Annotated in this window: 22 protein-coding genes and 1 pseudogene; 9 read left to right on the top strand and 14 right to left on the bottom strand. The window is 60.5% G+C overall.

The annotated features are described in order from the left end of the window. Positions 1 to 324: 324 nt before the first annotated feature. From ISN39_RS13100 to ISN39_RS13075, 5 genes are all read left to right on the top strand, one after another. On the top strand, positions 325 to 1,191 hold the full coding sequence (locus ISN39_RS13100; RefSeq protein ID WP_194727789.1) for a GGDEF domain-containing protein: 867 nt from the start codon (positions 325 to 327) through the stop codon (positions 1,189 to 1,191). Between the two features lie 78 nt (positions 1,192 to 1,269). Then, positions 1,270 to 1,749: an urease accessory protein UreE gene (gene ureE / locus ISN39_RS13095; RefSeq protein WP_039845664.1), complete on the top strand. Its 480-nt coding sequence runs from the start codon at positions 1,270 to 1,272 to the stop codon at positions 1,747 to 1,749. A 6-nt stretch (positions 1,750 to 1,755) separates the two neighbouring features. Then, positions 1,756 to 2,427 carry an urease accessory protein UreF gene (locus ISN39_RS13090; RefSeq protein WP_194727788.1) on the top strand — a complete coding sequence of 224 codons (672 nt, stop codon included), beginning with the start codon at positions 1,756 to 1,758 and terminating at the stop codon, positions 2,425 to 2,427. Positions 2,428 to 2,502: 75 nt separating this feature from the next. Then, on the top strand, positions 2,503 to 3,114 hold the full coding sequence (ureG, locus tag ISN39_RS13085; RefSeq protein WP_039845662.1) for an urease accessory protein UreG: 612 nt from the start codon (positions 2,503 to 2,505) through the stop codon (positions 3,112 to 3,114). A gap of 783 nt (positions 3,115 to 3,897) precedes the next feature. Beyond that, complete coding sequence (locus tag ISN39_RS13075) at positions 3,898 to 4,167, top strand: hypothetical protein (protein ID WP_194727787.1); 270 nt, start codon at positions 3,898 to 3,900, stop codon at positions 4,165 to 4,167. 171 nt (positions 4,168 to 4,338) lie between these two features. Here ISN39_RS13075 and ISN39_RS13070 read toward each other — a convergent pair whose 3' ends face one another. The 6 genes from ISN39_RS13070 to ISN39_RS13045 all read right to left on the bottom strand — a co-directional run bounded on the left by ISN39_RS13070 (position 4,339) and on the right by ISN39_RS13045 (position 13,086). Further along, complete coding sequence (locus ISN39_RS13070; RefSeq protein WP_074069265.1) at positions 4,339 to 7,644, bottom strand: efflux RND transporter permease subunit; 3,306 nt, start codon at positions 7,642 to 7,644, stop codon at positions 4,339 to 4,341. Positions 7,645 to 7,655: 11 nt separating this feature from the next. After that, complete coding sequence (locus tag ISN39_RS13065) at positions 7,656 to 8,843, bottom strand: efflux RND transporter periplasmic adaptor subunit (protein ID WP_194727786.1); 1,188 nt, start codon at positions 8,841 to 8,843, stop codon at positions 7,656 to 7,658. Between the two features lie 413 nt (positions 8,844 to 9,256). Next, complete coding sequence (locus ISN39_RS13060) at positions 9,257 to 10,228, bottom strand: ABC transporter substrate-binding protein (protein ID WP_194727785.1); 972 nt, start codon at positions 10,226 to 10,228, stop codon at positions 9,257 to 9,259. Positions 10,229 to 10,282: 54 nt separating this feature from the next. Beyond that, positions 10,283 to 11,410 carry an ABC transporter permease gene (locus ISN39_RS13055; protein ID WP_194727784.1) on the bottom strand — a complete coding sequence of 376 codons (1,128 nt, stop codon included), beginning with the start codon at positions 11,408 to 11,410 and terminating at the stop codon, positions 10,283 to 10,285. Next, entirely contained in the window at positions 11,407 to 12,291 is an 885-nt protein-coding gene (locus tag ISN39_RS13050; protein WP_194727783.1) for an ABC transporter permease, read from the bottom strand. The genes ISN39_RS13055 and ISN39_RS13050 overlap by 4 nt, the downstream gene beginning before the upstream one ends. 12 nt (positions 12,292 to 12,303) lie before the next feature. Beyond that, on the bottom strand, positions 12,304 to 13,086 hold the full coding sequence (locus ISN39_RS13045) for an ABC transporter ATP-binding protein (RefSeq protein WP_194727782.1): 783 nt from the start codon (positions 13,084 to 13,086) through the stop codon (positions 12,304 to 12,306). Positions 13,087 to 13,185: 99 nt separating this feature from the next. On the opposite strand from ISN39_RS13045, the gene ISN39_RS13040 reads away from it, so the two are divergent. After that, positions 13,186 to 13,599, top strand: coding sequence for a cupin domain-containing protein (locus tag ISN39_RS13040; RefSeq protein WP_194727781.1), 414 nt, complete (start codon positions 13,186 to 13,188; stop codon positions 13,597 to 13,599). A 210-nt stretch (positions 13,600 to 13,809) separates the two neighbouring features. On the opposite strand, the gene hydA is transcribed toward ISN39_RS13040, so the two are convergent. From hydA to ISN39_RS13025, 3 genes are read right to left on the bottom strand one after another with little or no spacing between them, the layout of a single operon-like run. Next, entirely contained in the window at positions 13,810 to 15,264 is a 1,455-nt protein-coding gene (hydA, locus tag ISN39_RS13035; RefSeq protein ID WP_074069258.1) for a dihydropyrimidinase, read from the bottom strand. Further along, complete coding sequence (locus ISN39_RS13030) at positions 15,261 to 15,542, bottom strand: hypothetical protein (RefSeq protein WP_074069257.1); 282 nt, start codon at positions 15,540 to 15,542, stop codon at positions 15,261 to 15,263. The genes hydA and ISN39_RS13030 overlap by 4 nt, the downstream gene beginning before the upstream one ends. Then, complete coding sequence (locus ISN39_RS13025) at positions 15,539 to 16,792, bottom strand: Zn-dependent hydrolase (protein WP_194727780.1); 1,254 nt, start codon at positions 16,790 to 16,792, stop codon at positions 15,539 to 15,541. Before ISN39_RS13025 ends, ISN39_RS13030 begins: the two co-directional genes overlap by 4 nt. A gap of 291 nt (positions 16,793 to 17,083) precedes the next feature. Between ISN39_RS13025 and ISN39_RS13020 the strand changes: the two genes are divergently transcribed. After that, the gene (locus tag ISN39_RS13020) at positions 17,084 to 17,728 is read left to right on the top strand and encodes a TetR family transcriptional regulator C-terminal domain-containing protein (protein ID WP_074069255.1); all 645 of its coding nucleotides are present in this window, start codon (positions 17,084 to 17,086) and stop codon (positions 17,726 to 17,728) included. Positions 17,729 to 17,751: 23 nt separating this feature from the next. Here the strand turns inward: ISN39_RS13020 and ISN39_RS13015 are convergent, their stop codons facing one another. After that, positions 17,752 to 19,260 carry a GAF domain-containing protein gene (locus tag ISN39_RS13015; protein WP_194727779.1) on the bottom strand — a complete coding sequence of 503 codons (1,509 nt, stop codon included), beginning with the start codon at positions 19,258 to 19,260 and terminating at the stop codon, positions 17,752 to 17,754. Between the two features lie 128 nt (positions 19,261 to 19,388). Then, entirely contained in the window at positions 19,389 to 20,288 is a 900-nt protein-coding gene (locus ISN39_RS13010; RefSeq protein ID WP_194727778.1) for a LysR family transcriptional regulator, read from the bottom strand. Between the two features lie 102 nt (positions 20,289 to 20,390). Here ISN39_RS13010 and ISN39_RS13005 point away from each other — a divergent pair, with 102 nt between their 5' ends. Next, positions 20,391 to 21,401: an NAD(P)-dependent alcohol dehydrogenase gene (locus ISN39_RS13005; protein ID WP_194727777.1), complete on the top strand. Its 1,011-nt coding sequence runs from the start codon at positions 20,391 to 20,393 to the stop codon at positions 21,399 to 21,401. 44 nt (positions 21,402 to 21,445) lie between these two features. On the opposite strand, the gene ISN39_RS13000 is transcribed toward ISN39_RS13005, so the two are convergent. Both ISN39_RS13000 and ISN39_RS12995 read right to left on the bottom strand, forming a co-directional pair. Continuing rightward, the gene (locus tag ISN39_RS13000; protein WP_194727776.1) at positions 21,446 to 22,498 is read right to left on the bottom strand and encodes a magnesium and cobalt transport protein CorA; all 1,053 of its coding nucleotides are present in this window, start codon (positions 22,496 to 22,498) and stop codon (positions 21,446 to 21,448) included. A gap of 111 nt (positions 22,499 to 22,609) precedes the next feature. Then, on the bottom strand, positions 22,610 to 23,026 hold the full coding sequence (locus ISN39_RS12995) for a rhodanese-like domain-containing protein (RefSeq protein ID WP_194727775.1): 417 nt from the start codon (positions 23,024 to 23,026) through the stop codon (positions 22,610 to 22,612). Between the two features lie 344 nt (positions 23,027 to 23,370). Between ISN39_RS12995 and ISN39_RS12990 the strand changes: the two genes are divergently transcribed. Then, positions 23,371 to 24,297: an ABC-three component system protein gene (locus ISN39_RS12990; protein ID WP_194727774.1), complete on the top strand. Its 927-nt coding sequence runs from the start codon at positions 23,371 to 23,373 to the stop codon at positions 24,295 to 24,297. A gap of 451 nt (positions 24,298 to 24,748) precedes the next feature. Here the strand turns inward: ISN39_RS12990 and ISN39_RS12985 are convergent. After that, positions 24,749 to 25,363, bottom strand: a pseudogene (locus ISN39_RS12985) (SOS response-associated peptidase); the annotation flags it as partial. Positions 25,364 to 25,383 lie beyond the last annotated feature (20 nt).

The raw sequence follows: 25,383 nt of genomic DNA, 5'->3' as shown, positions 1-25,383 counted from the left end.
CGGCCGCCGGCGCTCTTAAAGCGCCATATCAAAATTGCTCATCACAGGGTTGTATAATGCGATGAAAATTTGTCGCGAGCAACGGTCGCTTCCGTTTGAGATGCCGGAATCCTTTCGATTTATAATAACCTTTTATTTTCAATTGCTTGGATTTATATTGGAGGCTATCGATTTTGCTTGCTGCGGCGTCCATTCGGCGCGACAAACCAATACAACATTAAATCGTATAAACTCGTTCCAATTTTAACGAACCGCTTAAGAAGCCGGCAGGAGTTGAGCTCTAATCAGATATCTCCGGGGACGCCGAGCTGGAGGTCGATTCTCATGAGGAGCTGGATTTTTCTCCAGGCTGAACTTGGCAATTTTCACCATCGCGGCACGATTTTCAGCTTTGCGCTGAAGATGAGTTTTGCCGCCGTTATCCTGTCGATCCTGTTGATCCTCGCAGTGATGCCGCTGCTTGCCTTCCTCGGCGTGCTGCCGTTCACGCTCGCTCTTACCATCAGCTACAGCATCGCGCTGTCCTGGCTTCTCAGTGGCATTGTCTGCGGAATTCTTTCGCTGATCGTCGGCCATGCAATGCATCAGCTGACGGTATCGCGCGCGGAGTTCGAAAAGCTCAGCCGGATCGATATGCTATCCGGCCTGTTGAACCGCCGTGCGTTTGCGGAAGCGCTCGACAGCATCGATGACGGCGCCTCGCTGGTGATTTTCGATGTCGACCGTTTCAAGGCGATCAACGACCGTTTCGGCCATGCCTGCGGCGACGCCGTCATCATAGCCGTTTCCGCAATTCTCGCTTCGGCATTCGACGGTTCTTCGGTTGTTGCGCGTCTCGGAGGCGAGGAGTTCGGCGTCATCGTTTCAGGCGGTGACGTCGAAGAACGGCTGCAGAAGATCGAAGCGGTGAAGACGCAGATTGCCCGACGGTCGATCGCTGCCGACGGCTGCGACATATCGATCACTATTTCGGCCGGTATTGCCGATCTTCTGCCCGGGCGCAGCAAGGAGGCCGTTTATGCGTCCGCCGACAAGGCGCTTTATCTGGCAAAAGCGCTCGGCCGCAACCGCGTCGTTCATGAAAGGAACGCGCTGGACCACACATGGCATCACCATCTGGTCGAGGGCGGCCTTGGCGTCCAGGGTGCAGTGCCAGATTTCGAAGATACGCAACGCGCCTATGGCATATAACGGCCGCGCGAAAGCATTGGCGCTTGCGCTGCCAGGCGCTATTTTGCATGGTCGTGATCTCACAGAAACGGACATGTCATGCAGCGCGTCACCTCCTATCTTCCGGCCGGAACCCCGTCTTCCAATCCTATCGGCAAAGTCGTCCTGCCCCATGATCTGAGGCATCTGCGCCGTAAGCTCCTGCATCTCGATAACGGCGACATGGTCATGCTCGACCTGAAGGAGCCGGTGCTGTTTGCAAGCGGCGACATGCTGGTGCTCGAGGACGGCGAACTCATCGAAATCCAGGCTGCGGACGAGAAGCTTTTCGAGATCAGGGGCCGGGACCGGCTGCATCTCATCGAGCTTGCCTGGCACCTCGGCAACCGCCACCTCGGCGCGCAGATCGAAGAGGAGCGCATCCTGATCCTGCGCGACCACGTGATCCGGTCGATGCTCGAAGGGCTCGGAGCGACGGTCAGCGAGGTCGCCGAGCCTTTCCAGCCCGCCCGCGGCGCCTACCATTCACACGGCGGCCACTCACATGGGCACGACCACGGCCACCACGCGCATGATTGAACTGCAATGAGCGAGAGCGGCGACCTCCAGGCCTTGCTGCGTCTCATGGCATGGCTCTCGCCGGCCTTTCCGGTCGGCTCGTTTGCCTATTCCGGAGGACTCGAGCGCGCCGTCCATGACAGGCTTGTTACGGATGCAGCCTCGCTGGACGGATGGATCGAAACGCTACTTTCGCATGGGAGCATCTGGAACGATGCCGTGCTCTTTGCAGCGAGCTGGCGGGGGCAATCGGATGCAGGAGTGCTTGCGGAGCTTGCCGCGCTGGCGGAGGCTCTTGCCGGCTCGCGGGAGCGCCATCAGGAAACCACGCTGCTCGGCGATGCCTTTCTGGCGGCGGCGCGCGCCTGGCCCGATACCGTCGTTGATCGCCTGCCGCAGGCCGTTGCCTATCCCGTTGCCGTCGGCGCAGTCGCCGGAGCGCATGGCATCGACCTGCAAAATGCGCTCGCAGCCTTCCTGCATGCCTATGTCTCGCAATCGGTCTCGGCGGGCATCCGGCTCGGCGTTGCCGGGCAGAAGGACGGCGTGGCTATCCTTGCGCGGCTGGAAGAGGCGATTGCCGCGACCGCTCACCGTGCGTCAGGCTCGACGCTCGACGATCTGGGTTCGGCGGCGGTTCAGGCGGATATCGCCTCGCTGCGGCACGAGACGCAGACAACGAGGCTCTTCCGCTCCTGATCGGAGCTCTGCGCTATTTGCCGGTGGCAGCGCCGTTATCCGGACGCTATCATCGGCCGAATTGGAGTGTGACATATGAAATCAAGAAACGGACCTCTTCGTGTGGGCATCGGCGGGCCTGTCGGCTCTGGAAAGACGGCGTTGACGGAGAAGCTCTGCAAGGCGATGCGTGACGACTATTCTATCGCCGTCGTCACCAATGACATCTACACGACCGAGGATGCCGAAGCGCTGATGCGCATGCAGGCGCTGCCGTCTGACCGCATCGTCGGCGTGGAAACCGGCGGCTGCCCGCATACGGCAATCCGCGAAGATGCGACGATCAATCTCCAGGCGATCGCTGGACTGAATGAGCGTATTCCGGACCTCGATGTCGTCTTCATCGAATCCGGCGGCGACAATCTGGCAGCGACATTTTCGCCCGATCTGGCCGATATCACCATCTATGTGATCTCCGTCTGCCAGGGCGAGGAAATCCCCCGCAAGGGCGGGCCTGGCATCACCAGGTCGGACCTTTTGGTGATCAACAAGAAGGACCTCGCACCGTATGTCGGCGCCGATCTCGACGTCATGGACCGCGATGCGGCGCGCATGCGCGAGACGCGTCCTTTCGTCTTCTCTGACATGAAGCGTGGCGAGGGCATCGGCCCGATCGTCAGCTTCCTGAAGGAGCAGGGCGGGCTCTAAGAACGGACGCGTCCCTGGTTCCTGTATCTCCCACATGGCGACGGCGTTAGTTAGCCTCGTCGTCGTCCACGGGCAGGAAATGCGTTTCCCACTCGCTTTCCGGAATTTCTTCGCCAACTGAAAAACTCGAATGCGACGATCGCCTCGATAGCCGGCGCCTCGCATTTGTATTTGTATTGTACCAATGGCAGTTGCATTCGAAATGCGCCGCCATCGGCTTGAAGGTGGTCGGCAAGTCCGCCGCTCCAAAAAGGGAGAGACGGAGTGGCGGCCGCCAAATTGCGCCAGGGTTTAGCTTAGCAACATCGGCGACTTGATATGACATCACATACGATATCATATTAATGCGATGATTGTTGCTGATGCAAATGTCATGCTTTCGGCCTTTCGGTCGTCAAGAGGAGCGTCGCACTAACTCTTGCGGGAAATGCTTGCTGGAGATGTTCCTTTTGCCGTTTCTCCTGCCGTGGCGCTGGAATACGAGGACGTTCTGAAGCGGCCAGGTGTTCTTGGTGATGAACCATGGCTAAGCGAGGACGAGATTGACACTGTGCTGGATGCGGTTTTCAGTCAGGCTCATCTCGTTTCTCCATGGTTTCGTTTCAGACCGTTCTTGGCCGATCCGAAGGATGACATCTACATTGAATGCGCTTTGACGGCTGGTGCGACATTTGTCGTAAGTAGTGACAGGCACTTCCTACATCCAGCCGTGAGGGCATTCGGTATGTCTGTCATGAGAGCCGGAGATTTTGTGGCAGAACTAACGAGAAGGAGACAGCCAACATGAGTACCTATCCTCTCAGAATAGCAGATCATGTCATGGAAGAAGCTAAGCGAGCAGCGGCGGAAGACAACGTATCACTGAACCAGTTGCTTTCGGCGTTTATCGCTGACGGCATTGGTCATCGACGTGCCATCATGAGCCTGAAAAAGCGGGCGGCACGCGGAAATGTCGATGCCGCGCTTGCCATCCTTGATCGCGCGCCTGATGTCGATCCTGATCCCGGTGACGAACTGGCCGAGGCACAGGGAGCATCGAGCTTCCGTCCATAATCGCATCCAAGGCGGCTGAATCAAGCCGCCTTGCTTTTCGCTGCTTACCTTTGTTTCGTAGATTTGACAGGAAACCCGCTCACAACGGCGGCTGCAAGCAGCTTTCGCGATTCCAATTCCACATAAATGAAAGGCCGGGTTCGCCCCGGCCTTTCATTGTTCAGTGCAAGCTTACTCCGCTGCGAAAGGCGGCAGGCGGAGCACGTTCTTGTCGTTGGCATTGGCGCTCTTGCGCTTGCCTTCCGGGTGCTCGATCGCCTCCACCCGTTCGCTGAGAGCGCCGACAGCTTCCGTCAGTTCCTCTCGGGACATCGCCAGTTCCTCCTGATCCTTCTTGCCGACGAGGCGGCCGAAGAGCCAGCCGAGCAGGAGCGAGAGGTCGTCCATGATCAGGAAGAAGGACGGCACGACGACGAGTGAAAGCACCGTCGAGACGATGATGCCGCCGATCACGGCGATCGCCATCGGCGCACGGAACGAACCGCCTTCGCCGACGCCGAGTGCCGAGGGCAGCATGCCGGCGGACATGGCGATCGAGGTCATGATGATCGGCTGGGCGCGTTTGCGGCCGGCCTCCACCATAGCTTCGACGCGTGTCATGCCGTGACGGCGCATTTCGATTGCGAAGTCGACGAGCAGGATGGCGTTCTTCGTCACGATGCCCATCAGCATGAGGTTGCCGATCAGAACCGGCATCGAGAGCGGATTGTTGGTGATGATCAGAGCAACCGCCACACCGCCGATTGCCAGCGGCAGCGAGAACAGGATGGTAAACGGCTGGATCACATCCTTGAACAGCAGGATCAGGACGGCCAGAACCAGCATCAGGCCCATCAGCATCGCGTTGACGAAGCTCTGCTGCATTTCCTTCTGGACCTTTGTATCGCCGCTTTCGACAAGCTGCACGGTCGATGGGATATGGGTGTCCTTGACGATCTGCAGGAAGCGAGCCGATGCCGTATCGAGAGCCACGCCCTGCGGTAGGTCGGAGCCGATCGCGACGACGCGATTTCGGTTGTTGCGTTTGATCGAGCTCGCGCCTTCCGCATAGTCGATGTCAGCCACGGTCGAGAGCGGCACGATCGCGCCGCTCGCCGTCTGGACCTTCAGCGCACGGATGGCCGCAAGATCGCGCCGCATATCGATTGCGGTCTGAACGCGGATCGGGATCTGGCGGTCGTCGAGGTTGATCTTGGCAAGCGCCGCATCGACGTCGCCGATCGTGGCGACACGGATCGTATCGGAGATCTGCTCCGGCGTGATGCCGAGGCGGGCGGCCTGGTCCTTGCGGGGACGAACCTGCAGTTCCGGACGCGGCAGGGCGCCTTCGGCACTGACGTTTGCCAGCAGCGGTTCTGCACGCAGCTTCGATTCCAGAAGGCCGACAGCCTCGTTCAGATCCTTCTCGTTCTTGGAGAGGAAGTTGAACGACAGGTCACGCTCGCCGCGGTCGTTGAGCTTCAAGATTCGAACGTCGGGAATATCCTTCACCCTGGCGAAGACTTCCTTTTCGATATCCCATTGCGGACGTTCGCGGCCATGAACCTCGACCTTGGGCAGATGCGGGCCGATGACCGGGATGGAGCCAAAGACATCGTTGATAACCCTCTTCACCAGCGAGTGGTCCAGCTTGAAGAGCGAAAGCGTGATCGTTGCACGGCGCAGTTCAAGGTCGCCCTTGGGGGATGCGCCGCCGAGAACAAAGACGCTTTCGACGCCGTTGATGTCCTTGACCTTGTTGTAGATCGCGTTGGACGTCTGTTCGGTGTCTTCGAGCGTCGCGTTCGGCGGCAGCTCGACGGAAAGCACGATGCGGGACGCATCTTCCGGCGGTAGGAAGCTGCCGGGAACCTGGGCAAGCAGTGCTACCGAACCGATCAGGAAGGCGATCGCCGCAAAGAGCGTCGCATAGCGCGTCCACCAGCGGGCGGTCGTGGCGCGCACGAGACGCGTATAGCCGCGGAAGAAGAGGCCGTCATTGTCATGATGGTCGTCCTGGCCATCTTGCGGGCGCATCAGGTAGGCGGCCATCATCGGAGTGATGAGACGTGCCACGACGAGCGAGAAGAACACCGAAAAGGCGACCGTCAGGCCGAACTGGATGAAGTACTGGCCGGGAATGCCCGGCATGAACGAGACCGGTACGAAGACGGCAATGATCGTGAACGTCGTGGCGATGACGGCGAGACCGATTTCGTCCGCCGCTTCGATCGCCGCCCGATAGGGGGTTTTGCCCATCTTGATGTGCCGGGCGATGTTTTCGATTTCCACGATAGCATCGTCGACGAGGATACCTGTCGCGAGCGTGAGCGCGAGGAAGCTGACGAGGTTCAGCGAGAAGCCCATCAGGTCCATGATCCAGAAGGTCGGGATCGCGGACAGGGGGAGGGCGATCGCCGAAATCAGCGTTGCGCGCCAGTTCCGCAGGAACAGGAACACGACGACGACCGCCAGCAGCGAGCCCTCCATCAAGGTGTGGAGGGCAGCTTCATAGTTGCCGTAGGTGAAGTAGACGGAGTCGTTGATCAGCTCGATGCCGACATTTGGATTTTCCGCACGCACCTTGTCGAGGCTTTGCGCCACCGTTTCGGCGACGCTGACTTCGCTGGCGCCCTTGGAGCGGAAGACGCCGAAGGTAACGACGGGCGTATCGTCGAAACGCGAGAAGGATTTCGGTTCCTGATAGGTGTCTTTGATAGCGCCGAGTTCGGCGAGCTTGACGAAACGGCCGTTCGGCAGGGCGATCGTCGTATTGGCGAGTTCCGCCACGTTGCGGGCGTCGCCGAGAACGCGGATCGCCTGCTCGCTGCCCGCGACCTGGCCGCGTCCGGAGCCGAGGTCGACGTTGGTTCCGTGCAACTGCTTGTTCACGCTGGCGGCAGTGATGCCGTAGGCGTTCAGCTTGTCGGGGTTGAGCTCGATGCGTACTTCACGTTCGGCACCGCCATAGCGGTCCACGCGGCCGATGCCGGCCTGACCTTGGAGGGCGCGCTTGATCGTATCGTCGACGAACCAGGAGAGTTCCTCGAGCGTCATGTCCGGCGAGGACACGGCAAAGGTCTGGATCGCCTGGCCTTCGACATCGACCTTGGCGACGATCGGTTCCTCGACATTGGCCGGAAGATCGCTGCGGATGCGGTCGATCGCGTCTTTGGTGTCCTGGACCGCCTGCTCCGTCGGCACTTCCATGCGGAACATCACGTTGGTTTGCGACTGACCGTCGGTGACCGTCGACTGGATTTCGTCGATGCCGTTGATCGAGGCGACGGCGTCTTCGATCTCCTTGGTCACCTGCATTTCGAGTTCGGCAGGCGAAGCGCCGCTCTGCGTCACGGTGATCGAGACGAGCGGCACGTCGATGTTCGGGAAGCGCGTGATCGGCAGCTTGTTGAAGGACTGAATGCCGACAAAAAGCAGGAGCGCGAAAAGCAGCAGCGGCGCTACGGGATTTCGGATGGACCAGGCTGAAAAGTTCATCGGGCCGTCTCTCAGTTGGAAGCAGCGGGCTGTTCGCGAACAGGCGTAATGCGGTCGCCGTCGCGGACATAAGCACCGGCCTTGGCAACGACTTCCTGGCCGTCCTTCAGGCCCTTCACAATCTCAATATAGGCGCCGTCCTGGATACCGGTTTCCACTTCGGCGAATTTCACAACTCCGTCTTCGACCTTGCGGGCGGACGAGCCTTCACTGCTCGTCAGGACAGCCGAAAGCGGCAAAGCCACGTTCTCGGCCGTCTTCATGATGATTTCGGCGCTGCCGTACATGCCCGAACGCGCCTTGCTGTCATCATCGATCAGGATATGGACGAAGCCGAGGCGCGTCGTCGGATCGACCGTTGGCGAAACGAGGCGCACCGAACCCGTTAGCTTGTCGCGGCTGCCGGCAAGCGAGATCGTTGCCTTCTGGCCCGGCTCGATCTTGATGATATCGCTCTCGCCGACTTCGGCGACCAGTTCGATATCGTCGTCGCGGATGACGGTGAAGAGTGGTTCGCCCGAACCCAGGGCGATCGCGCCGACCTTGGCGTTCTTTGCCGAAACCGTGCCTGCGACTGGCGTCCTCACATCGGTGCGGGCAAGCCTCAAATCCGTGTCGGCGATCTGGCTGTCGACGACCTTAAGGTCCGCCTGGGCAACTTCGATCGCCTGCTCGGCGGAGTTCACACGGGCGTTGGCAGAAGCGGCAGCGGCATCTGCCTGTTCCACCGTCGCAGTGGACACCGTGCCCTTCTTGCCCATTTCCTGCGCGCGGGCCTGCTGCTGGCGGGCCTGCTCGGCATTCGCCTCTGCTTCGACCAGTTGTGCCCGCAACTGCGCGAGCGTTGCTTCGCCCTTCGCCTTGGTTGCCACCATCTGGCTCTTTTGCAAGAGCAGCGCGTCGTCGTTCAGCGTCGCAAGCGTGCTGTCTGCTGCAACCTTGTCGCCGACATCGGCATTCAACGCGCGGATTGAAAGGCCCTCGACCTGCGGCTGGATATAGACTTCCTCGACCGGCTTCACGGTGCCGGTCGCAACGACACGGTCGACGAGTGTGCGAATTTTGGCGGTGGTCACGACGATCGCCGGCAGGTTCTGCTGCGGTTTCGTGGTTGCGGTTTCCTGCGCGAAAGCGGGAGTTAGCGCGAGCGCGGCGATCAAAAGGGTGGAGGCGCGTAGTATAGTCAGCGTGCGTGCCATGCGTCGTGATCCAAATTATATGACATAGTCAGCCAAAATCGCGCGTTGTCCCTCAGCTCGCGAACAGGCCATTTCGTCTCTGTGTTCTCAGAGGCATTCCCGCATTATTTGCCGTCTCTATTACAGAGAAGTCACTCCTCCGGCAAATCCGGCTTGTACTTGGTATCGATTTGCTCGACGCGCAAGACCGGCAGAAAATAATTCCCCTATCCGAACATACTAATTGCCGTTTACGTCCAGATCAATCACCGCATGGTTATGTGGTCATTCCGATGATTGATCGCAGCCGTATATTCCTAATGACGTGCGAAAGCCTGCCGATGCGACATCGTCCCCGAAATTTTTGAAGCGACGTTAAAAAACCGAAAACGCGCGGGTGTCGCCGCGCGTTCCCATTTTTGCATTGGCTGGAATTACTTCGCAGCCGTGTCCGTGATCTCGTGCGTCCAGGCGCCGGCCGGCTCCTTGGTGATGATCTTCTGGTCGAGAAGAGCCTTGGCCGTGCGATCGTAGAGCGCTGGGTCGAGCTTGCCGGTGCCGTCGCCGATCAGCTTGGCGATTTCGCCCATCATGCGCTTCTGGTGGTTCTCGTCCTGGCCGCCGGCATCGACGACGATCTCGGCTGCTTCATCCGGGTTTTCGGTTGAGTATTTCCAGCCCTTCATCGAAGCCTTGACGAACTTGACCATCTTTTCCTTGAAGGCCGGGTCCTTGAGCTTGTCTTCCATTGCGTAGAGACCGTCTTCGAGAAGGTCGTTGCCCATTTCCGTATAGTTGAAGACGATCAGCTCTTCCGGCTTGAAGCCCGCATCGATCGCCTGCCAGTATTCATTGTAGGTCATGACCGAGATGCAATCTGCCTGCTTCTGCAGGAGCGGCTGCACGTCGAAGCTCTGCTTCAAAACGGTCACGCCATCCGCGCCGCCGTCGGTCTTGAGGCCGAGCTTGTTCATCCAGGCGAAGAACGGATATTCGTTGCCGAAGAACCAGACGCCAAGGGTGCGGCCCTTGAAATCCGCTTCGGACTTGATCGGGCCGTCCTTGCGGCAGATCATCTCCATACCCGACTTCTGGAAGGGCTGGGCGATGTTGACGAGCGGCACGCCCTTTTCGCGGGCAACCAGCGCTCCACCCATCCAGTCGACGATCACGTCGGCGCCGCCGCCGGCAATGACCTGTTCGGGTGCGATGTCCGGACCGCCCGGCTTGATGTCGACGTCGAGGCCCTCTTCCTCGTAATAGCCTTTTTCCTTGGCGACGTAATAGCCGGCGAACTGGCTCTGCGTGACCCATTTCAGCTGCAGCGTCACCTTGTCGGCGGCCATTGCATGGGCAGCCGCGAGCGACATTGCGCTTGCCATCATTGCAACCATCAGTTTTTTCATTTTCTTTTCCCTCTGAAGTTATGCCCAATCCCATTTGCGAGAATAAAGCGACGTCTAACCACCACGGATAGACGGATGCCAGAAAGTCACCGCCCTTTCGGCGAGGGCGACGGCTCCATAGAAGATCGAGCCTGCCAGCGCCGCAACGGCGATTTCGGCCCAGACCATGTCGACATTCATGCGCCCGATCTCGGTGGAGATGCGGAAGCCCATTCCGACGATCGGCGTTCCGAAGAATTCCGCAACGATGGCACCAATCAGCGCCAGCGTCGAGTTGATCTTCAGCGCATTGAAAATGAAGGGCATGGCTGCCGGAAGCCGGAGCTTCAGCAGCGTCTGCCAGTAGTTCGAGGCATAGGTGCGCATCAGGTCGCGCTCCATGCTGCCGGACGCGGCCAGGCCCGCGACGGTGTTCACCAGCATCGGGAAGAAGGTCATGATGATGACGACGGCGGCCTTCGACGGCCAGTCGAAGCCGAACCACATGACCATGATCGGCGCCACGCCGATGATCGGCAGCGCCGAGACCATATTGCCGATCGGCAGCAGGCCGCGGCGCAGGAACGCCACGCGATCGGCCAGGATCGCGACGATAAAGCCACTGGCACAGCCAACGGCGTAGCCGATCAACACGGCCTTGAAGATCGTCTGCCTAACGTCTTCGCCGAGGATCTGCAGCGACCCGGCGATACGTGCGCCAATAGCGCTTGGCGGCGGTAGGAGCACGAAGGGAATGCCCGCCCCGCGGGTCGCCGTTTCCCAAAGGATCAGGATCCAGGCGCCGAAGATCGCGGGGATCAGCAGGCGCAGGAACGAGCTTTCGAAATTCGAGGCAGGCTTGATCTCGCAAAGCACGGTGACGCAGCGCCAGGCAAGCAGCCAGCAGGCGGCGATCAGGAAGAAAAAGGATTTCGCCGCCATGCCTTCGTTGCCGGCAATGCCGGAAAGCAGCATCCAGGCGGCTTCATGAGTGCCGATCAGCAAAACGGTTGCGGAATAGAGCCGCGGCAGAGGCGCTACCGAAATGAGGGCGGATGCCGCGACGATGACGACGACAAGTGTCACCGTTTCATCGCTGAAGGGGCGGGGGGCGGCTTCGCTGAGGAGCGGCAGCGAGAGCAGCGCCGCGCCGCAGAGAAAAAGAGCGACCAAGGCCTGCCAGGAGATATTCAGCTTCTTCATGCCGGCCTGCCTCCCATGGCGCGATCGACGAACTTCGACACGAGGCCGACGATCGCAACGAGCATGGCCGCCAGCACGGAGCCTGCCACGAGTGCCGCCCAGATATCGATCGTCTGGCTATAATAGGAGCCCGCCAGCAGCTTCGAACCGATGCCGGCGACCGCGCCTGTCGGGAGTTCGCCGACGATTGCGCCGACGAGGCTCGCGGCAATCGCCACCTTCATCGACGTGAAGAGGAAAGGGATCGAGGCCGGGACGCGCAGCTTCCAGAAGGTTTGCAAAGCGGTCGCATTATAGGTGCGCATCAGGTCGAGATGCATGATCTCCGGCGAGCGCAGACCCTTCACCATTCCGACCGCGACGGGAAAGAAGGAGAGATAGGTCGAGATCAGCGCCTTCGGGATCAGGCCGGTGATGTTGATGGCGCCGAGCACCACGATGACCATCGGCGCGATCGCCAGGATCGGCACCGTCTGCGATGCGATGATCCACGGCATCAGGCTACGGTCGAGCGTCTTGATATGCACGATGCCGACGGCGATCGCGATGCCGAGCAGGGTTCCGAGCGCAAAGCCGAGAACCGTCGAGGACAGTGTCACGCCGGCGTGGTAGACGAGGCTGCGATTGCTGGAGAGTTTTCTGAGGAAGGTGTTCTCGAAGACATTGCTTGCCACCTGATGCGGCGCCGGCAGGATCGGCTTCGGCTGCGAGAGCGTCTTTTCGACGAATTCCATCGCGGTAGAGGTGACGTTGCCGCGCTGATCCATGTCCCGCTGGAAGGTCGCGTTCATGAAGATCGCCGCGACGTACCAGACGACGATGAGCGCCAGCAGGATCGTCAGGACGGGGATAAATTTGTCCTTGAGGGTATCGGGTTTCATAGGCCTGCCCTCCTACTCCTCATAGCTATGCCCCGCCCTTAGCCCCTCACGCACGCGGTGGGCGATTTTCAGGAATTCCGGGGTTTCGCGGATGCCGAGGGGGCGCTGCGCCGGGAGCGTGGAGTCGATGACGTCGGTGACGCGACCGGGGCGCGGGGACATGACGACGATCTTCGTGGAGAGGTAGACGGCTTCGGGGATCGAGTGGGTGACGAAGCAGATCGTCTTGTTGGTGCGCGCCCAAAGCTTCAGAAGCTCTTCGTTCAGGTGGTCGCGGACGATTTCGTCGAGTGCGCCGAAAGGTTCATCCATCAACAGCAGGTCGGCGTCGAAAGCCAGTGCGCGGGCGATCGAGGCACGCTGCTGCATGCCGCCGGAAAGCTGCCAGGGAAACTTCTTCTCGAAGCCGGAGAGGTTGACGAGATCCAGTGCCTCGGCGATGCGCTTTTTCTGGTCGGCGGCGGCATAACTCATGATTTCCAGGGGGAGCGCGATGTTCTTCTCGATCGTCCGCCAAGGATAGAGCGCCGGCGCCTGGAAGACGTAGCCATAGGCGCGCGCCTTGCGGGCGTCGTCCGGCGTCATGCCGTTGACGGTGATCTCGCCTGAGGTTTTCTTCTCCAGATCGGCGATGACGCGCAGGAACGTCGTCTTGCCACAGCCGGATGGACCGATGAAAGAAACGAAATCGCCCTTGCGGACATCGAGATTGACATCGCTCAGCGCATGCACCGGCCCGTCATTCGTCTGGTAGGTGAGACAGAGATCCTTTGCGGATACGACGGATGCTTGCATCGATGCTTTACCAGTCCTGTTTTCCCCGCGTCGCCGCGGTTTGCGTGCTATGATGATCGCCGGTTTTCTTTGCCGCGGCAAATTTCATGGAGAATGACGATGGATGCGAAGTCAAAGCCCACCTGCCACATCATTCGCCCCAGCCACGCCTATAGCGGCAAGCAGGGGCTGAGCTACTTCGAGGGCATCGCTGCGGAAACGGTCGGCGCGAAGGGCATCTGCATGCATCTTCTGACGATCCCACCGGGCGTACGCGCCAAGGCGCATCTGCACGAGGCGCATGAAACGGCGATTTACATGCTCTCCGGCGAAGCGCACACCTGGTACGGCGACGAGCTGGAGCATCATGTCGTCGTCCATGCCGGCGAGCTGTTTTACATTCCGGCGGGCGTCCCGCACCTGCCGGCGAACTTCAGCAGCACGCCGTGCACCGCGATCATCGCGCGGACAGATCCCAACGAGCAGGAAAGTGTCGTGCTGCTGCCGGAACTGGATAGATTGGTGGAGGGGTGAAAAATACCCCCCTCTGCCCTTCCGGGCATCTCCCCCACAAGGGGGCAGATCGGATGGAGGACGCTCGTCGATCCCCATGAAAGCGCCGGGCGCATTGTGCCGTTCAACTACGGTGATGCGGTAGCCGCATGTTCCCGCTCTCCCTTTTTGTGGGGGAGATGTCACGAAGGGGCAGAAGGGAGTATCCCGCACGCTCGACATCCCTTCCGATCACACGCCGCTTGCCGGAATGCCGGTGCGCTCGACCTTGCGCGGCGCGGTGACTTCCTTCCAGGTCGACAGCGCCTTGCTGACGGCGGTGACCGGTTCGCGCTTGACGAATTCGCCATGGCCCTCGCGGGTCTTGATCGTGTCCTCTTCAATGGCGACGACGCCGCGCGTCAGCGTGTAGCGCGGCAGGCCGGTGACCTGCTTGCCTTCGAAGACGTTGTAGTCGATGGCCGACTGCTGGTTTTTCGAGGTGATGGTCTTTGCGCGCTTCGGGTCCCAGACGACGAGATCCGCGTCGGCACCAACGAGGATCGCGCCCTTCTTCGGATAGATGTTGAGGATCTTCGCGATGTTCGTCGAGGTCACGGCGACGAATTCGTTCATCGTCAGCCGGCCGGTATTGATGCCATAGGTCCAGAGCATCGGCATGCGGTCTTCAAGGCCGCCGGTGCCGTTCGGGATCTTGGTGAAATCGCCGACGCCGAAACGCTTCTGGTCGGTCGTGAAAGCGCAATGGTCGGTCGCGACGACCTGTAGCGAGCCGGAGGCAAGGCCAGCCCAGAGGCTATCCTGATGCTGCTTGTTGCGGAAGGGCGGTGACATGACGCGGCGGGCGGCGTGATCCCAGTCCTTGTTGAAATACTCCGTCTCGTCGAGCGTCAGGTGCTGGATGAGCGGCTCGCCATAGGCGCGGATGCCTTTCTGGCGGGCGCGGCGAATCGCTTCGTGCGCCTGTTCGCAGGAGGTGTGGACGATATAGACGGGGCAGCCGGCCATGTCGGCAATCATGATGGCGCGGTTGGTCGCCTCGCCTTCCACTTCAGGCGGCCGGGAATAGGCGTGCGCTTCCGGGCCGTTGTTGCCTTCGGCCATGAGCTTTGCCTGCAATTGCGCGACGACGTCGCCGTTTTCGGCGTGGACCAGCGGCAGCGCGCCGAGTTCGGCGCAGCGCCGGAAGGAGGAATACATCTCGTCGTCGTCCACCATCAGCGCACCCTTGTAGGCCATGAAATGCTTGAAGGTGTTGATGCCCTTATCCTGGACGACGGTCTTCATCTCATTGAAGACCTGCTCACTCCACCAGGTGATCGCCATATGGAAGGAATAGTCGCAGTTGGCGCGGGTCGATTTGTTATCCCACATCGTCAGCGCTTCAAGTAGCGACTGGCCGGGCGAGGGCAGGGCGAAATCGACCACCATCGTCGTGCCGCCGGAAAGGGCCGCGCGCGTGCCGCTCTCGAAATCGTCGGAGGAGTAGGTGCCCATGAACGGCATTTCGAGATGCGTATGTGGGTCGATGCCGCCCGGCATCACGTAGCAACCGGACGCATCCAGCGTCTCATTGCCGGAAAGGTTCGGTCCGATCTCGACAATCCTGCCGTCTTCGATCTTCACATCGGCCGTGTAGGTGAGGTCGGCCGTGACGATGGTTCCGCCCTTGATGACTGTGCTCATTCTCCGAACTCCCTGGCGCTGCGCGGTGCCTGCGCAAGCTGTTTATCCAATGACTGGCGGTAGCGGATGCAGCCGCGCATGAACTGGGGCCAATCCGGCACGATCTGGCCGCCTGTGGGTGAATCCGGCAGAAGCGCCCACATGTCGGGGTGATGCCAACAGAGCTCGTGCATGGACGTATCCCGGTGGGTGCGGATCGCACGGCGCATGGCGCGGGCTGCCGAAAGCAATTCCGCATGCGTCATGGTATTCAGATCGGCATCCGCATCGGCCGTCATCTGACGATCTCCGCCGTCTCGGCTACGGCATGAAACAGCACGTCCGCACCGGCGGTCGCCCATTCCTTGGAAATCTCCTCCGCCTCGTTGTGCGACAGGCCGCCGACGCAGGGGCACATGATCATCGTCGTCGGCGCGACCTTGGCAGCCCAGCAGGCGTCGTGGCCGGCGCCGGAGATGAGGTTCATGTGGCTGTAGCCGAGCCTTTCGGCGGCGTCGCGCACGGCGGTGACGAGCTTCGGATCGAAGGTCACCGGTTCGAAATGGCCGATCGCCTCGATCGAACAGCCGACGCCCAGTGCATCGGCGATCTTCGGCGCTTCGGCCTCGATCTTGGCGCGCATGCGGTCGAGCTTTTCCTTGTCAGGCGAGCGGATGTCGACGGTAAAGATCACCTTGCCGGGCAGCACGTTGCGGGAGTTCGGCGAGAAGAGCACCTGGCCGACGCCGCCGACGGCGCCCGGCTGCTCGCTCATGGCAACCCCTTGTACCATCTCGAAGATGCGCGCCATGGCAAGCCCGGCATTGACGCGCATGTTCATCGGCGTCGAGCCCGTATGGGCTTCCCTGCCGGTCAGCGTGAATTCGAGCCACCAGAGCCCCTGACAGTGGGTGACGACGCCGATCTGCTTCTCCTCGGCTTCGAGGATCGGACCCTGCTCGATGTGATATTCGAAATAGGCGTGCATCTTGCGGGCGCCGACTTCTTCGTCGCCGAGCCAGCCAATGCGCTTCAGCTCGTCGCCGAACGTCTTGCCCTCGGGATCCTTGCGGCCATAGGCATAGTCTAGCGTGTGAACGCCGGCGAAAACGCCGGAGGCAAGCATGGCCGGGGCGAAACGGGCGCCTTCCTCATTGGTCCAGTTGGTGACGACGATCGGGTGCTTCGTCCTGATGCCGAGGTCGTTCATCGTACGGACGACTTCGAGCGCACCGAGCACGCCGAGCACACCATCATATTTGCCGCCGGTTGGCTGGGTGTCGAGATGCGAGCCGACATAAACGGGGAGCGCATCGGGATCGGTGCCAGGACGGGTTGCGAACATCGTGCCCATCTTGTCGACGCCGACGGTCAGGCCTGCGGCTTCGCACCATGTGCGGAAGAGGCTGCGGCCTTCGGCATCGGAGTCCGTCAGCGTCTGGCGATTATTGCCGCCGGCAATTCCGGGGCCGATCTTTGCCATGTCCATGAGACTGTCCCAGAGACGGTCTCCGTTGACGCGCATATTCTCGCCTGGTGCTGCCACCATGTCTGAAATCCTCACCTGTTTTTTACGGTCATGCAAAGAACATGCGCCGTCTGTTCCCATCGTCAATTCCCGGCGCGCTTGTTTGTTTTGTTACGCCGGAAAATCGCCAGTTGCCTTTGTTTTGCATCTGACAGATAATTTGACCGATTGGTAAACATTACAGCTTCCCGCGCCGGGCTCAAGACGAAAATCAGGAAAAATTCAGACAAAATTGCAGGGAGTTGCTCAAAAGGACGGCAGAAGGAACCGTTCGACTGAAGCAATTGAATTTCAAGGGGAAACGAGAGCCAGATGGCAATTCCGAGAGCAGCGAAGACCCAGCGGCGCACGCGGATCCAGGAGGAGAAGGAAGAGCAGATTCTGGAAGCTGCGCTCGATGTGTTTTCCGCCAGGGGTTTCCGCGGCTCGACGATCGACCAGATCGCTGAGGTGGCCGGCATGTCGAAGCCGAACCTGCTCTATTACTTCCGTACCAAGGAGGCGATGCACCGGGCGCTGATCGACCGGGTGCTCTATACTTGGCTTGAGCCGCTTCGCGCCTTCAATGCCGAGGGCAATCCGGAGACCGAAATCCGCAGCTATATTCGCCGCAAGCTGGAATTGGCGCGCGACTTTCCTCGAGAAAGCCGGCTGTTTGCAAACGAGGTGCTGCAGGGCGCGCCGCATATCGAAGACGAGCTGAAGGGTCCGCTGAAGCAGCTCGTCGATGAGAAGGCCGAGGTCATCCGCGCCTGGGCGAAGGCCGGCAAGATCGCCAAATGCGATCCCTACCATCTGATCTTTTCGATCTGGTCGACAACGCAGCATTATGCCGACTTCGACGTCCAGGTGCGCGCCGTGCTCGGACAGGAGCATGCCGGGGCAGGGCGCTTCGAGGATGCGGCGCGCTTCCTCGAGCAGCTCTTCATCGGCGGGCTGATGGTTCGCCCGGCCTGACAGCCCTCGTCAGTGGTGCTGCCTCACCCGGTCAGGCGGCGAATGGCTTCAAGCGTCACGCCGATCGTCTCCGCGCCATGGCGTTGCGTCGCGGAAAACGGCAGCGATCGTCCGCGCATCAGTTCAGACCAGGCCTGGAAGCTCTTGTGGAAGGTGAGGGCGTGGCTGTCGGCGTCGTGTTCTGCTGGCCCTGGCGAACCGCCAGCCCAATGAACCGTTCGCAGCATTTCCTGGCGGAAGAATACGATATAATCGCGCGGTGGCTGCGAGGTCGGAATGGCCATCAATCCGGCGACGTCGCCATTCAATTCCGCCTCGGGCCAGAGTTCGGCAACACGATCGGTCGCGAATACATGGCCGGATACCTTGCGGTTCAGCGTATCGATCAGCGCAGAGAATTGCTGCTGAGTGGGAGCGAGCCCTGAAAGCGCCGTGCGGCCACCGATCCAGACGCCGATGCCGTCTGCCGGAACAGCGCCCGCGATCACTTCGGCCAGCCAGGCCGGATCATCGGGCAGGCCGGTATTGTCCGCAACGGCGGCCAACAGCCGCTCGACGATCTTTCGCGCCCCGGTTTCGAATTCCAGCGCTAGCCGGCACTCCCGGGTTTCGAGCCGCGAGGCGAACATCTGGGCGAAGAGTTCCGCCGTCAAGCGCCGTTCGACGGGGAGCAGGCGGGCAGCATAATGATGGCAGGCAAACAGGCCCCAGAGCCTGCCATCCACGACGATCGGAACCGAAAACGAGGCGGCGACGCCCATGTCCTTCAGGTGGTCGATATGGCCCGACGGGCTCGCACGCAGGAGCGACAGGGAAAGATCGATCGCCCGGCCGTGCGCGTCGAGTTCCGGCACGACCGGAACCGGCGCGGCATCGACATCGGCGATGATGCGGAAGAGATTGCGGGCATAGAAGGCGCGCTCCTGGGCCGCAATGTCGGTGGCCGGAAAGTGAAGGCCAAGCAAGGATCCTATGCCGGATCTCGCGGCTTCCGCCACGATTTCGCCGGACCCTTCGTCATCGAAGCGGTAGACCATCACGCGGTCGAAGCCGGTAATGCCGCGCGCTTGCCGGGCGCTCTCGCGGAAAAAGGCTTCCAGGGTCTGCGCTTGGTCGATGCGCGCCATCATGGCGGGCATCGACAGCGTCGAGCCGCCTTGGCCCTCGCGCTGCGACGGTTCGGCCTCGATGACGAACTCACCCTCGCTGCAGTGCAGAGCCACGTCGAAAATGGGGCCGCCCTCCGCAAAGGCGATGCCGGACAGCCGCTCGAACATGACCGGACCTCGGATGACGGTCAGCCGGTTGCGGATCGTGTGCAGCGTCCTGGACATGATGATGCCGGAGAGGGGCTGCCGAAGCACCTGTTCGCAGCCTACGCCAAGAAACTGTTCGAGATTGGCCGACGCGCGGACGATTCTCCAGTCGGCGGAAGCTGCAAGCAGGAAACCGAAGGGCTGGATGGCGGCGCGCTGAAGGATAGCTCCCCCGTCGCAATTCGTCAGGTCCGCACCGTTGCAGGCTTTGCTCACGAGACAGGAGACTCCGGTTCCGTTTCAGTTACCCCATTTCGGCGTAACAAGGAAAGGGATATACGGCGGAAACGCACTATTTCCAGTGAATACACCAAAAAATTCAGAGGGTTCCGAGACTTTCTTCGCTAACTCATGAGAGCCGGGAGCTTCGCGGCCAAGGTGTCGATTACGAGCCGAACCTTCGGCTGCATTGCAGGCGACTTTACCCAGACGACATTGGCGTCAAAGGCAACAGCCGCAATATCGGTCAGGACCCGGCGAAGCTCGCCGGATGCAACGCGGTCCCGCACGAGCCAGCACGGTAGCCAGGCAAGGCCGACGCCTTGTGCCGCGGCGTCGGCGATGGTGGCAAGATCGTCGAGTCGCAGCCGCGATCGCGGCAACACCTGCCGGAAGGGTTCGGCGTTTGTCGGGAATATCCAGGTGCGGTTTCGATCCTGCCTCCCATAGACGATGCCGTCATGGGTTTCGAGGTCTTCGAGCTTGGCTGGAATGCCGCGGCGTTCGAGGTAGCCCGGCGAGGCGCAAACCGTCATGCGCTGCTGGGCGATGACGCGCACCATCAGGCCGGGATAGTCCCCAAGAGGGCCGTTGCGCACGGCAATATCGAAGCCGTCTTCGACCAGATCCACGATTCGGTCGTTGAAGGAAAGATCAAGTTCGAGATGGGGATGTTCGTCGAGCAGCTTGATGAGTATCGGCGCCACACACTGACGGCCGAAAAGAACCGGCATTGTGACCCGCAGGCGCCCGCGCACCTCCCGCTTGCCGCTTTCGAGAAGCGCTTCGCCACGCGTGATCTCCTCGACCGCGCGCAGGCAGTGCTCGTAAAAGAACTGGCCTTCCTCCGTCAGGCTCTGCGCTCTGGTCGTGCGGTGAAACAGGCGCACACCAAGCCTCTGTTCCAGCCGTGCGATCGTCTTTCCGACGGCTGAGCGCGTCAAATGAAGCCGCTCGGCGGCTGCGGAAAAGCCGCCTGCTTCCGCGACCTCGACAAACACCGATATGCCTTTGAGTTGTTCCATTATTGGATCCTTTAGGGCAACATTTTGTGGAATTAATAACGCAACTGTCGATCAAATTTCAACGATATGCTTCGGCTCCGTCAACCGAATGGAGTGAGAAGAATGTTGGCAAAGCAATGGTCGATCGACAATATCGGACCGACGAATCTGATGGTGCGTGAAGCGGCGGTCGAAGAGGCGAGCGGCAACAAGGTGCTGGTCCGTGCCGAGGCCGTATCGCTGAACTATCGCGACAAGCTGGTGCTGGAGACCGGAATGGGTCTGCCGCTGCAGTTTCCGTTCGTTCCGGCATCGGACCTTGCCGGCGTGGTCGAAGCTGTCGGCCCCGGCGTCACGCGCTTCAAGCCGGGCGACCGCGTCATCACGACCTTTCTTCCCGGGCGCATCAACGGGCCAGGCCTCGGCGATGCCCGCCATCCGCCCTACAAGACGCTCGGCGGATATTACCCGGGCGTGCTTTCCGAGTATGTGACCTTTTCCGAGGACTGGTTCGTTCACGCGCCCAAGACGCTCGATGCCGTTGAGGCGAGCACGCTGCCGTGCGCAGGTCTGACGGCGTGGTTCGCGCTCATCGAACTCGGCAGGCTGAAGGCGGGCGACAAGGTGGTCATTCAGGGAACCGGAGGGGTGGCGCTCTTCGGTCTTCAACTTGCCAAGATGCACGGTGCCGAAGTCATCATCACCTCGGCAAATGCCGAGAAGCTCGAGCGCGCCCGTGCTCTCGGCGCCGATCATGGGATCGGCAGGGAGAATTGGGCCGAAAGCGTCCTCGAACTGACGGAGGATTACGGCGCCGACCACATCTTCGAAATCGCAGCCGGCGCCAATTTCGGCGAGTCCCTAAAGGCTGTGGCGGTCAACGGCCGGATTTCGGTGATCGGTGTCATGGATGGCTTCGATCTATCTGCGCCGGTGCAATCGCTGCTATTGAAGTCGCCGACGGTACAGGGCCTCAGTGTGGGACACCGCCGCGCGCTGGAGGACCTGGTCCGCGCCGTCGACCGCACCGGCCTGAAGCCGGTGATCGACAAGCGCTACAGCTTCGACGAACTGCCAAAGGCGCTTCAGCACCTCGATCGCGGCCCTTTCGGAAAGATCGTCATCGAGTTTTGAGCCGGCTCTCCACTCCCGTCAGAGCATTCTGGCGGGAGCCGCGGCTACAGCCACTTCGCCCGGCGGAACAAGGCGAAGAGCGTTACGCATAAGGTTGCGATCACGCCCAGCACCACGAAATAGCCGTACTGGAATTTCAGTTCCGGCATATCGTTGAAATTCATCCCGTAGATACCGGCGATCGCCGTCGGAACAGCAAGGATCGCCGCCCAGGCGGCGAGCTTGCGGGCAATCGCGGTCTGTTCGGTCTGGCCGATCATCACGCTGGCTTCGAAGGCGAAGGCGAGGACTTCACGCAGCGCGTCGATATCCTCCTGGACCCGGCGCACATGGTCTGTGACGTCGCGAAACAGCGATTGAAGCGTCGAGTCCATACCCGGAAGGTCGATATGCTCATAGCGGCGACAGACGTCCACGAGCGGCACGACGGCATTGCGCAGCCGCAGCAGCTTGCGCCGTAGCATGTAGAGGCGCTCGATGTCGACCTTTGTAAGCTGTTCGCGCAGCATCAGATCTTCGAGCGTCTCGACTTCTTCCTGCACCACTTCGATCACCGGCATGTAGTTGTCGACGATGAAATCGAGGATGGAATAGAGAATGTAGTTCTCCCCATGGGCGAGCGCGGCCGGCGTCGCCTCGCACCGCTGCCGCACCGCCAGGTAAGAGGACGATGCGCCATGGCGCACGGAAACGACATAGCCCCGGCCGACGAAAAGATGGGTTTCGCCGAAGACGATTTCGCCGTCCTTCATGTGGGCGGTACGGGCAACAATGAACATGGCGTCGCCATAAATCTCCAGCTTCGGGCGCTGATGCGGCTGGGCAGCATCCTCGATCGCCAGTGGGTGGAGATTGAATTCGGCCTGTACCTGGTGCAGCAGCATCTCGTCCGGCTCGTGCAATCCGATCCAGACGACTGCATTCTCGTGCGTTCGCCATTCGCCGGCCTCTTCTATCCGGATATCGCGGATGCGCTGTCCCTGCTGGTAAACGGCAGCTGCCACGACCCCCGGACGGGCAGAGGACGACGATGCCGGCGCAACCGCGCCGGTTTCCGCGCGAGCGGAGGTGCTGTTCAGATCTTTGGTTCGTTCCAAAACCGTCTATTCCTCCCACTGCGGCATCCCCGGCCGATACCTGCCCAAACGCAAAGAACCATAGCTCCATTTTGCGAAATACGCATCCGCAATAGCGTTAAAGGAGGTCCGTCACTGCGCGGCCATTGGGGCTTCACCGTCCGTAAAGGCGAAGCCCTCGTCAGCCCAGCCGGTCATGCCACCGATCATGACCTTGACGGAGAGGCCGAGCCGCGCCAGGCGCAGCGCCGCCTTGTCGGTGCCGTTGCAATGGGGCCCGGCGCAATAGACGACGAAGAGCGTATCGGCCGGCCACGCCGACATGCGGTGGGCGGTCATCTTGCCATGCGGCAGGTTGATCGCGCCCGGCACATGCGAGCGGGAAAAGAGCGCCGGGGATCGAACGTCGATAAGGACGAAGTCAGCCTTGCCCGAGGAAATGGAGGCCTGGACGTCCCAGCAGTCCGTTTCGAAGGCGAGCTTGCGGGCGTAGTAGGCGGCGGTTTCCTCCGGGGAGGCGGCGGGTGTTTCGCTGACGGGGCTCGCCATGGTTTTCCTTTCACGGTTCGAGTTGCCGCCGACCATCGCCGATGTTATGGCATGGCGAAATTGGCTTTAATGACGGTTAGCGTAAAGATCATGCCAAATTCGCCCAGACGTCCGCATGTCGTCGTGCTTGCCTATGATATTGGCACCGGACAAAGACAATTCCAAATCGGGACAAAAGCAGGTCTAAACCGGGCGAAAAACGATCCTAGAATCGAATCTACCCGGCACAAATTATTCGAAAATTCAGGTATTCCAGTGCTTTGACCGGTTCTGGCCAATTTTTGTGAATTCGCGGGTCAGATGCCTACAACGTTGCTGCTGACGCAGCGGAGAAGGTCCTTGGCGTGAGCGAGCTTCAGCAGCGCGGCGGAGCCGGCGACAAAGGGCGCGACATTGTCGTCTGGTTTGGCGAGCCGGGCGCTTCGGACCGTTACTGGCACCTCTACCAGTGCAAGCGGTATAGCAGTGCCCTAGGCGAGGCGTCGGCCCTAGCGGAGATCGGCAAAGTGCTCTACTTCGCCTCGCAAGGCGACTTCACCCTGCCCAGAGAATACTGGTTCGTAACCCGGAAAGGCGTCACGAACGGGTTGCAGGACCTGCTCGACGATCCGGAGAAGCTCAAGAAAACGTTGGTCGAGACGTGGGTGAAAAACTGCGAAACGACGATCACCACGAAGCACAAAGTTCCGCTCGACGACAGTCTTCTGGCTCTCATCAACGGACCGGAGTTTCCTATCGTTCGGGCGAAACAGCACCTTGAGCTCATTAAGGAGCACGGTCAGACTGCTTACCATCTGGTCGTGTTCGGAAAGCCGCTGATCGAGCGGCCGAAGCCATCGGCGCCGCCGTCGTCGATTGCGGAGAAAGAGCGAAGCTATGTCCGACAGTTATTCGAGGTCATTGAAGAAATGACGGGCTCGCCGATCCAGCAGGAATCCGACTTCAAGGGACAGCAGAAGCCTGCGCATCTCTTCGAACGCTCCCGTGCGAGCTTCTACAGCGCCGAAGGACTCAAGGAGCTTGCTCGCGACCAGATGGATCAGGTCGAATTCTTCGACGACTTGCTGGGCCAGTTTCGAACCGGCCTGTACTACACCTATACGGCTCCGGCAGCGAGCGGCCACGAACGGATCAGGAGCACGGTGCAGGCCGCACAGGTGCAGCAGGTCGACGGCCATGTCCTAGGACCGCATCTGACGGCCTTCGACAGGGAGGGGATCTGCCATCATCTCGCAAACGACGAGAGCCTGACGTGGTGCGATCATGATTGAGAATGCAGGTCGGACGCCCCTACAACCGAGGCCGCCGGTTCGACTCTTCAACACGCCGCTCGAAGCCGGTTTTAGGCTCTTGTTCATTCTCTCCGAATGCCGTCCGGAACCATGCGACCTGCAGCGGTTGATCAGCTACGACTACCTGCTCGTACATTCCGGTGACGTCTCCAGCGAATTCCACAGCCTTCATCCCGCCGTCCCGAACCGCGGTTCCGAATGGGTGGTGAAGCGGGATGTAATCAATATGGGACTAGGCCTGATGTTCGCGCGCGACCTCGTCGAGAAAAAGCTAACTGGGAGCGGCATTTATTTCGTCGGATCGGAGCTGACGACGGCGTTTGTCCGCCTGCTGACGTCCCCTTATGCGGAAGCGCTGCGCGCACGGTCGCAATGGCTTGCAAGAACGTTCGACCTCCCAGGGCGCATTCATCCAGACATCCGTCTCCTACTTCGTCAGCAGCAGGACGGGCATCGCCTTCCAGTGAATGGGCTTCACGATGTCGTTTGGGTTCGTCGTGAGGAAACCGTATAGATCGTCTGTCGTCCGCCCGTCCTTCACCTTCCGTACGCTTGTCCACTGCGGCACGTGGATCCCGGCGAAGAACATAAGCTCTTTGCTTTCGTCTCGCCCGAACCAGGCATTCCGGACTTTCCCTCCCGGCTCCTGACTGTCGGGATCGGGTTCAGCGAAAGTTGTCACCGGAACGATGCATCTATGCTCGACGCCAAACCATTGCCTCCAATGCTTGAGATTGAGCTTCCGGACATTCGTCACGCCGCGATCAGGCTCCATCCGCAGGAGTTCGTCCATATCGAAAGACTTCCCCTTGGCCGCGAGTTTCGCGGCACGGCCTTTGGCAGCTTCCTCTTGGACGCGCGTCGGAGATGGCAGACCCCAGCGGGCATGGACGAGCCGCTTGCTGCCGTCGGCAGTGTTGCGGACGATCGGCCCCATCTGGTCAGGGTTCATTTGATAACTGGGCATCAAGTTGATCATGCTCTCGGCATCGATCGCCCACTTCCGAATCCAGTCTTTGTCATCCATGCGGTACAAGTTGCACATCTCGCCCGAACCTCCTCCGG

This window comes from Rhizobium sp. 007, assembly GCF_015353075.1.
Classification (GTDB): Bacteria; Pseudomonadota; Alphaproteobacteria; order Rhizobiales; family Rhizobiaceae; genus Rhizobium.
Note: the sequence above shows the minus strand (reverse complement) of the source record. Positions and strands in the feature narration are given on the sequence as shown.

Excerpts from the sequence above, each read along its gene's own strand:
- ISN39_RS13070 (WP_074069265.1), bottom strand. The coding sequence starts at position 7,644 with ATGAACTTTTCAGCCTGGTCCATCCGAAATCCCGTAGCGCCGCTGCTG.
- ISN39_RS13010 (WP_194727778.1), bottom strand. The coding sequence starts at position 20,288 with ATGGAACAACTCAAAGGCATATCGGTGTTTGTCGAGGTCGCGGAAGCA.
- hydA (WP_074069258.1), bottom strand. The coding sequence starts at position 15,264 with ATGAGCACAGTCATCAAGGGCGGAACCATCGTCACGGCCGACCTCACC.
- ISN39_RS13090 (WP_194727788.1), top strand. The coding sequence starts at position 1,756 with ATGAGCGAGAGCGGCGACCTCCAGGCCTTGCTGCGTCTCATGGCATGG.
- ISN39_RS13005 (WP_194727777.1), top strand. The coding sequence starts at position 20,391 with ATGTTGGCAAAGCAATGGTCGATCGACAATATCGGACCGACGAATCTG.
- ISN39_RS13065 (WP_194727786.1), bottom strand. The coding sequence starts at position 8,843 with ATGGCACGCACGCTGACTATACTACGCGCCTCCACCCTTTTGATCGCC.
- ISN39_RS13020 (WP_074069255.1), top strand. The coding sequence starts at position 17,084 with ATGGCAATTCCGAGAGCAGCGAAGACCCAGCGGCGCACGCGGATCCAG.
- ISN39_RS13040 (WP_194727781.1), top strand. The coding sequence starts at position 13,186 with ATGGATGCGAAGTCAAAGCCCACCTGCCACATCATTCGCCCCAGCCAC.
- ISN39_RS13030 (WP_074069257.1), bottom strand. The coding sequence starts at position 15,542 with ATGACGGCCGATGCGGATGCCGATCTGAATACCATGACGCATGCGGAA.
- ISN39_RS13045 (WP_194727782.1), bottom strand. The coding sequence starts at position 13,086 with ATGCAAGCATCCGTCGTATCCGCAAAGGATCTCTGTCTCACCTACCAG.
- ISN39_RS13050 (WP_194727783.1), bottom strand. The coding sequence starts at position 12,291 with ATGAAACCCGATACCCTCAAGGACAAATTTATCCCCGTCCTGACGATC.
- ureE (WP_039845664.1), top strand. The coding sequence starts at position 1,270 with ATGCAGCGCGTCACCTCCTATCTTCCGGCCGGAACCCCGTCTTCCAAT.
- ISN39_RS13100 (WP_194727789.1), top strand. The coding sequence starts at position 325 with ATGAGGAGCTGGATTTTTCTCCAGGCTGAACTTGGCAATTTTCACCAT.
- ureG (WP_039845662.1), top strand. The coding sequence starts at position 2,503 with ATGAAATCAAGAAACGGACCTCTTCGTGTGGGCATCGGCGGGCCTGTC.
- ISN39_RS13025 (WP_194727780.1), bottom strand. The coding sequence starts at position 16,792 with ATGGTGGCAGCACCAGGCGAGAATATGCGCGTCAACGGAGACCGTCTC.
- ISN39_RS13075 (WP_194727787.1), top strand. The coding sequence starts at position 3,898 with ATGAGTACCTATCCTCTCAGAATAGCAGATCATGTCATGGAAGAAGCT.
- ISN39_RS12995 (WP_194727775.1), bottom strand. The coding sequence starts at position 23,026 with ATGGCGAGCCCCGTCAGCGAAACACCCGCCGCCTCCCCGGAGGAAACC.
- ISN39_RS13060 (WP_194727785.1), bottom strand. The coding sequence starts at position 10,228 with ATGAAAAAACTGATGGTTGCAATGATGGCAAGCGCAATGTCGCTCGCG.
- ISN39_RS13055 (WP_194727784.1), bottom strand. The coding sequence starts at position 11,410 with ATGAAGAAGCTGAATATCTCCTGGCAGGCCTTGGTCGCTCTTTTTCTC.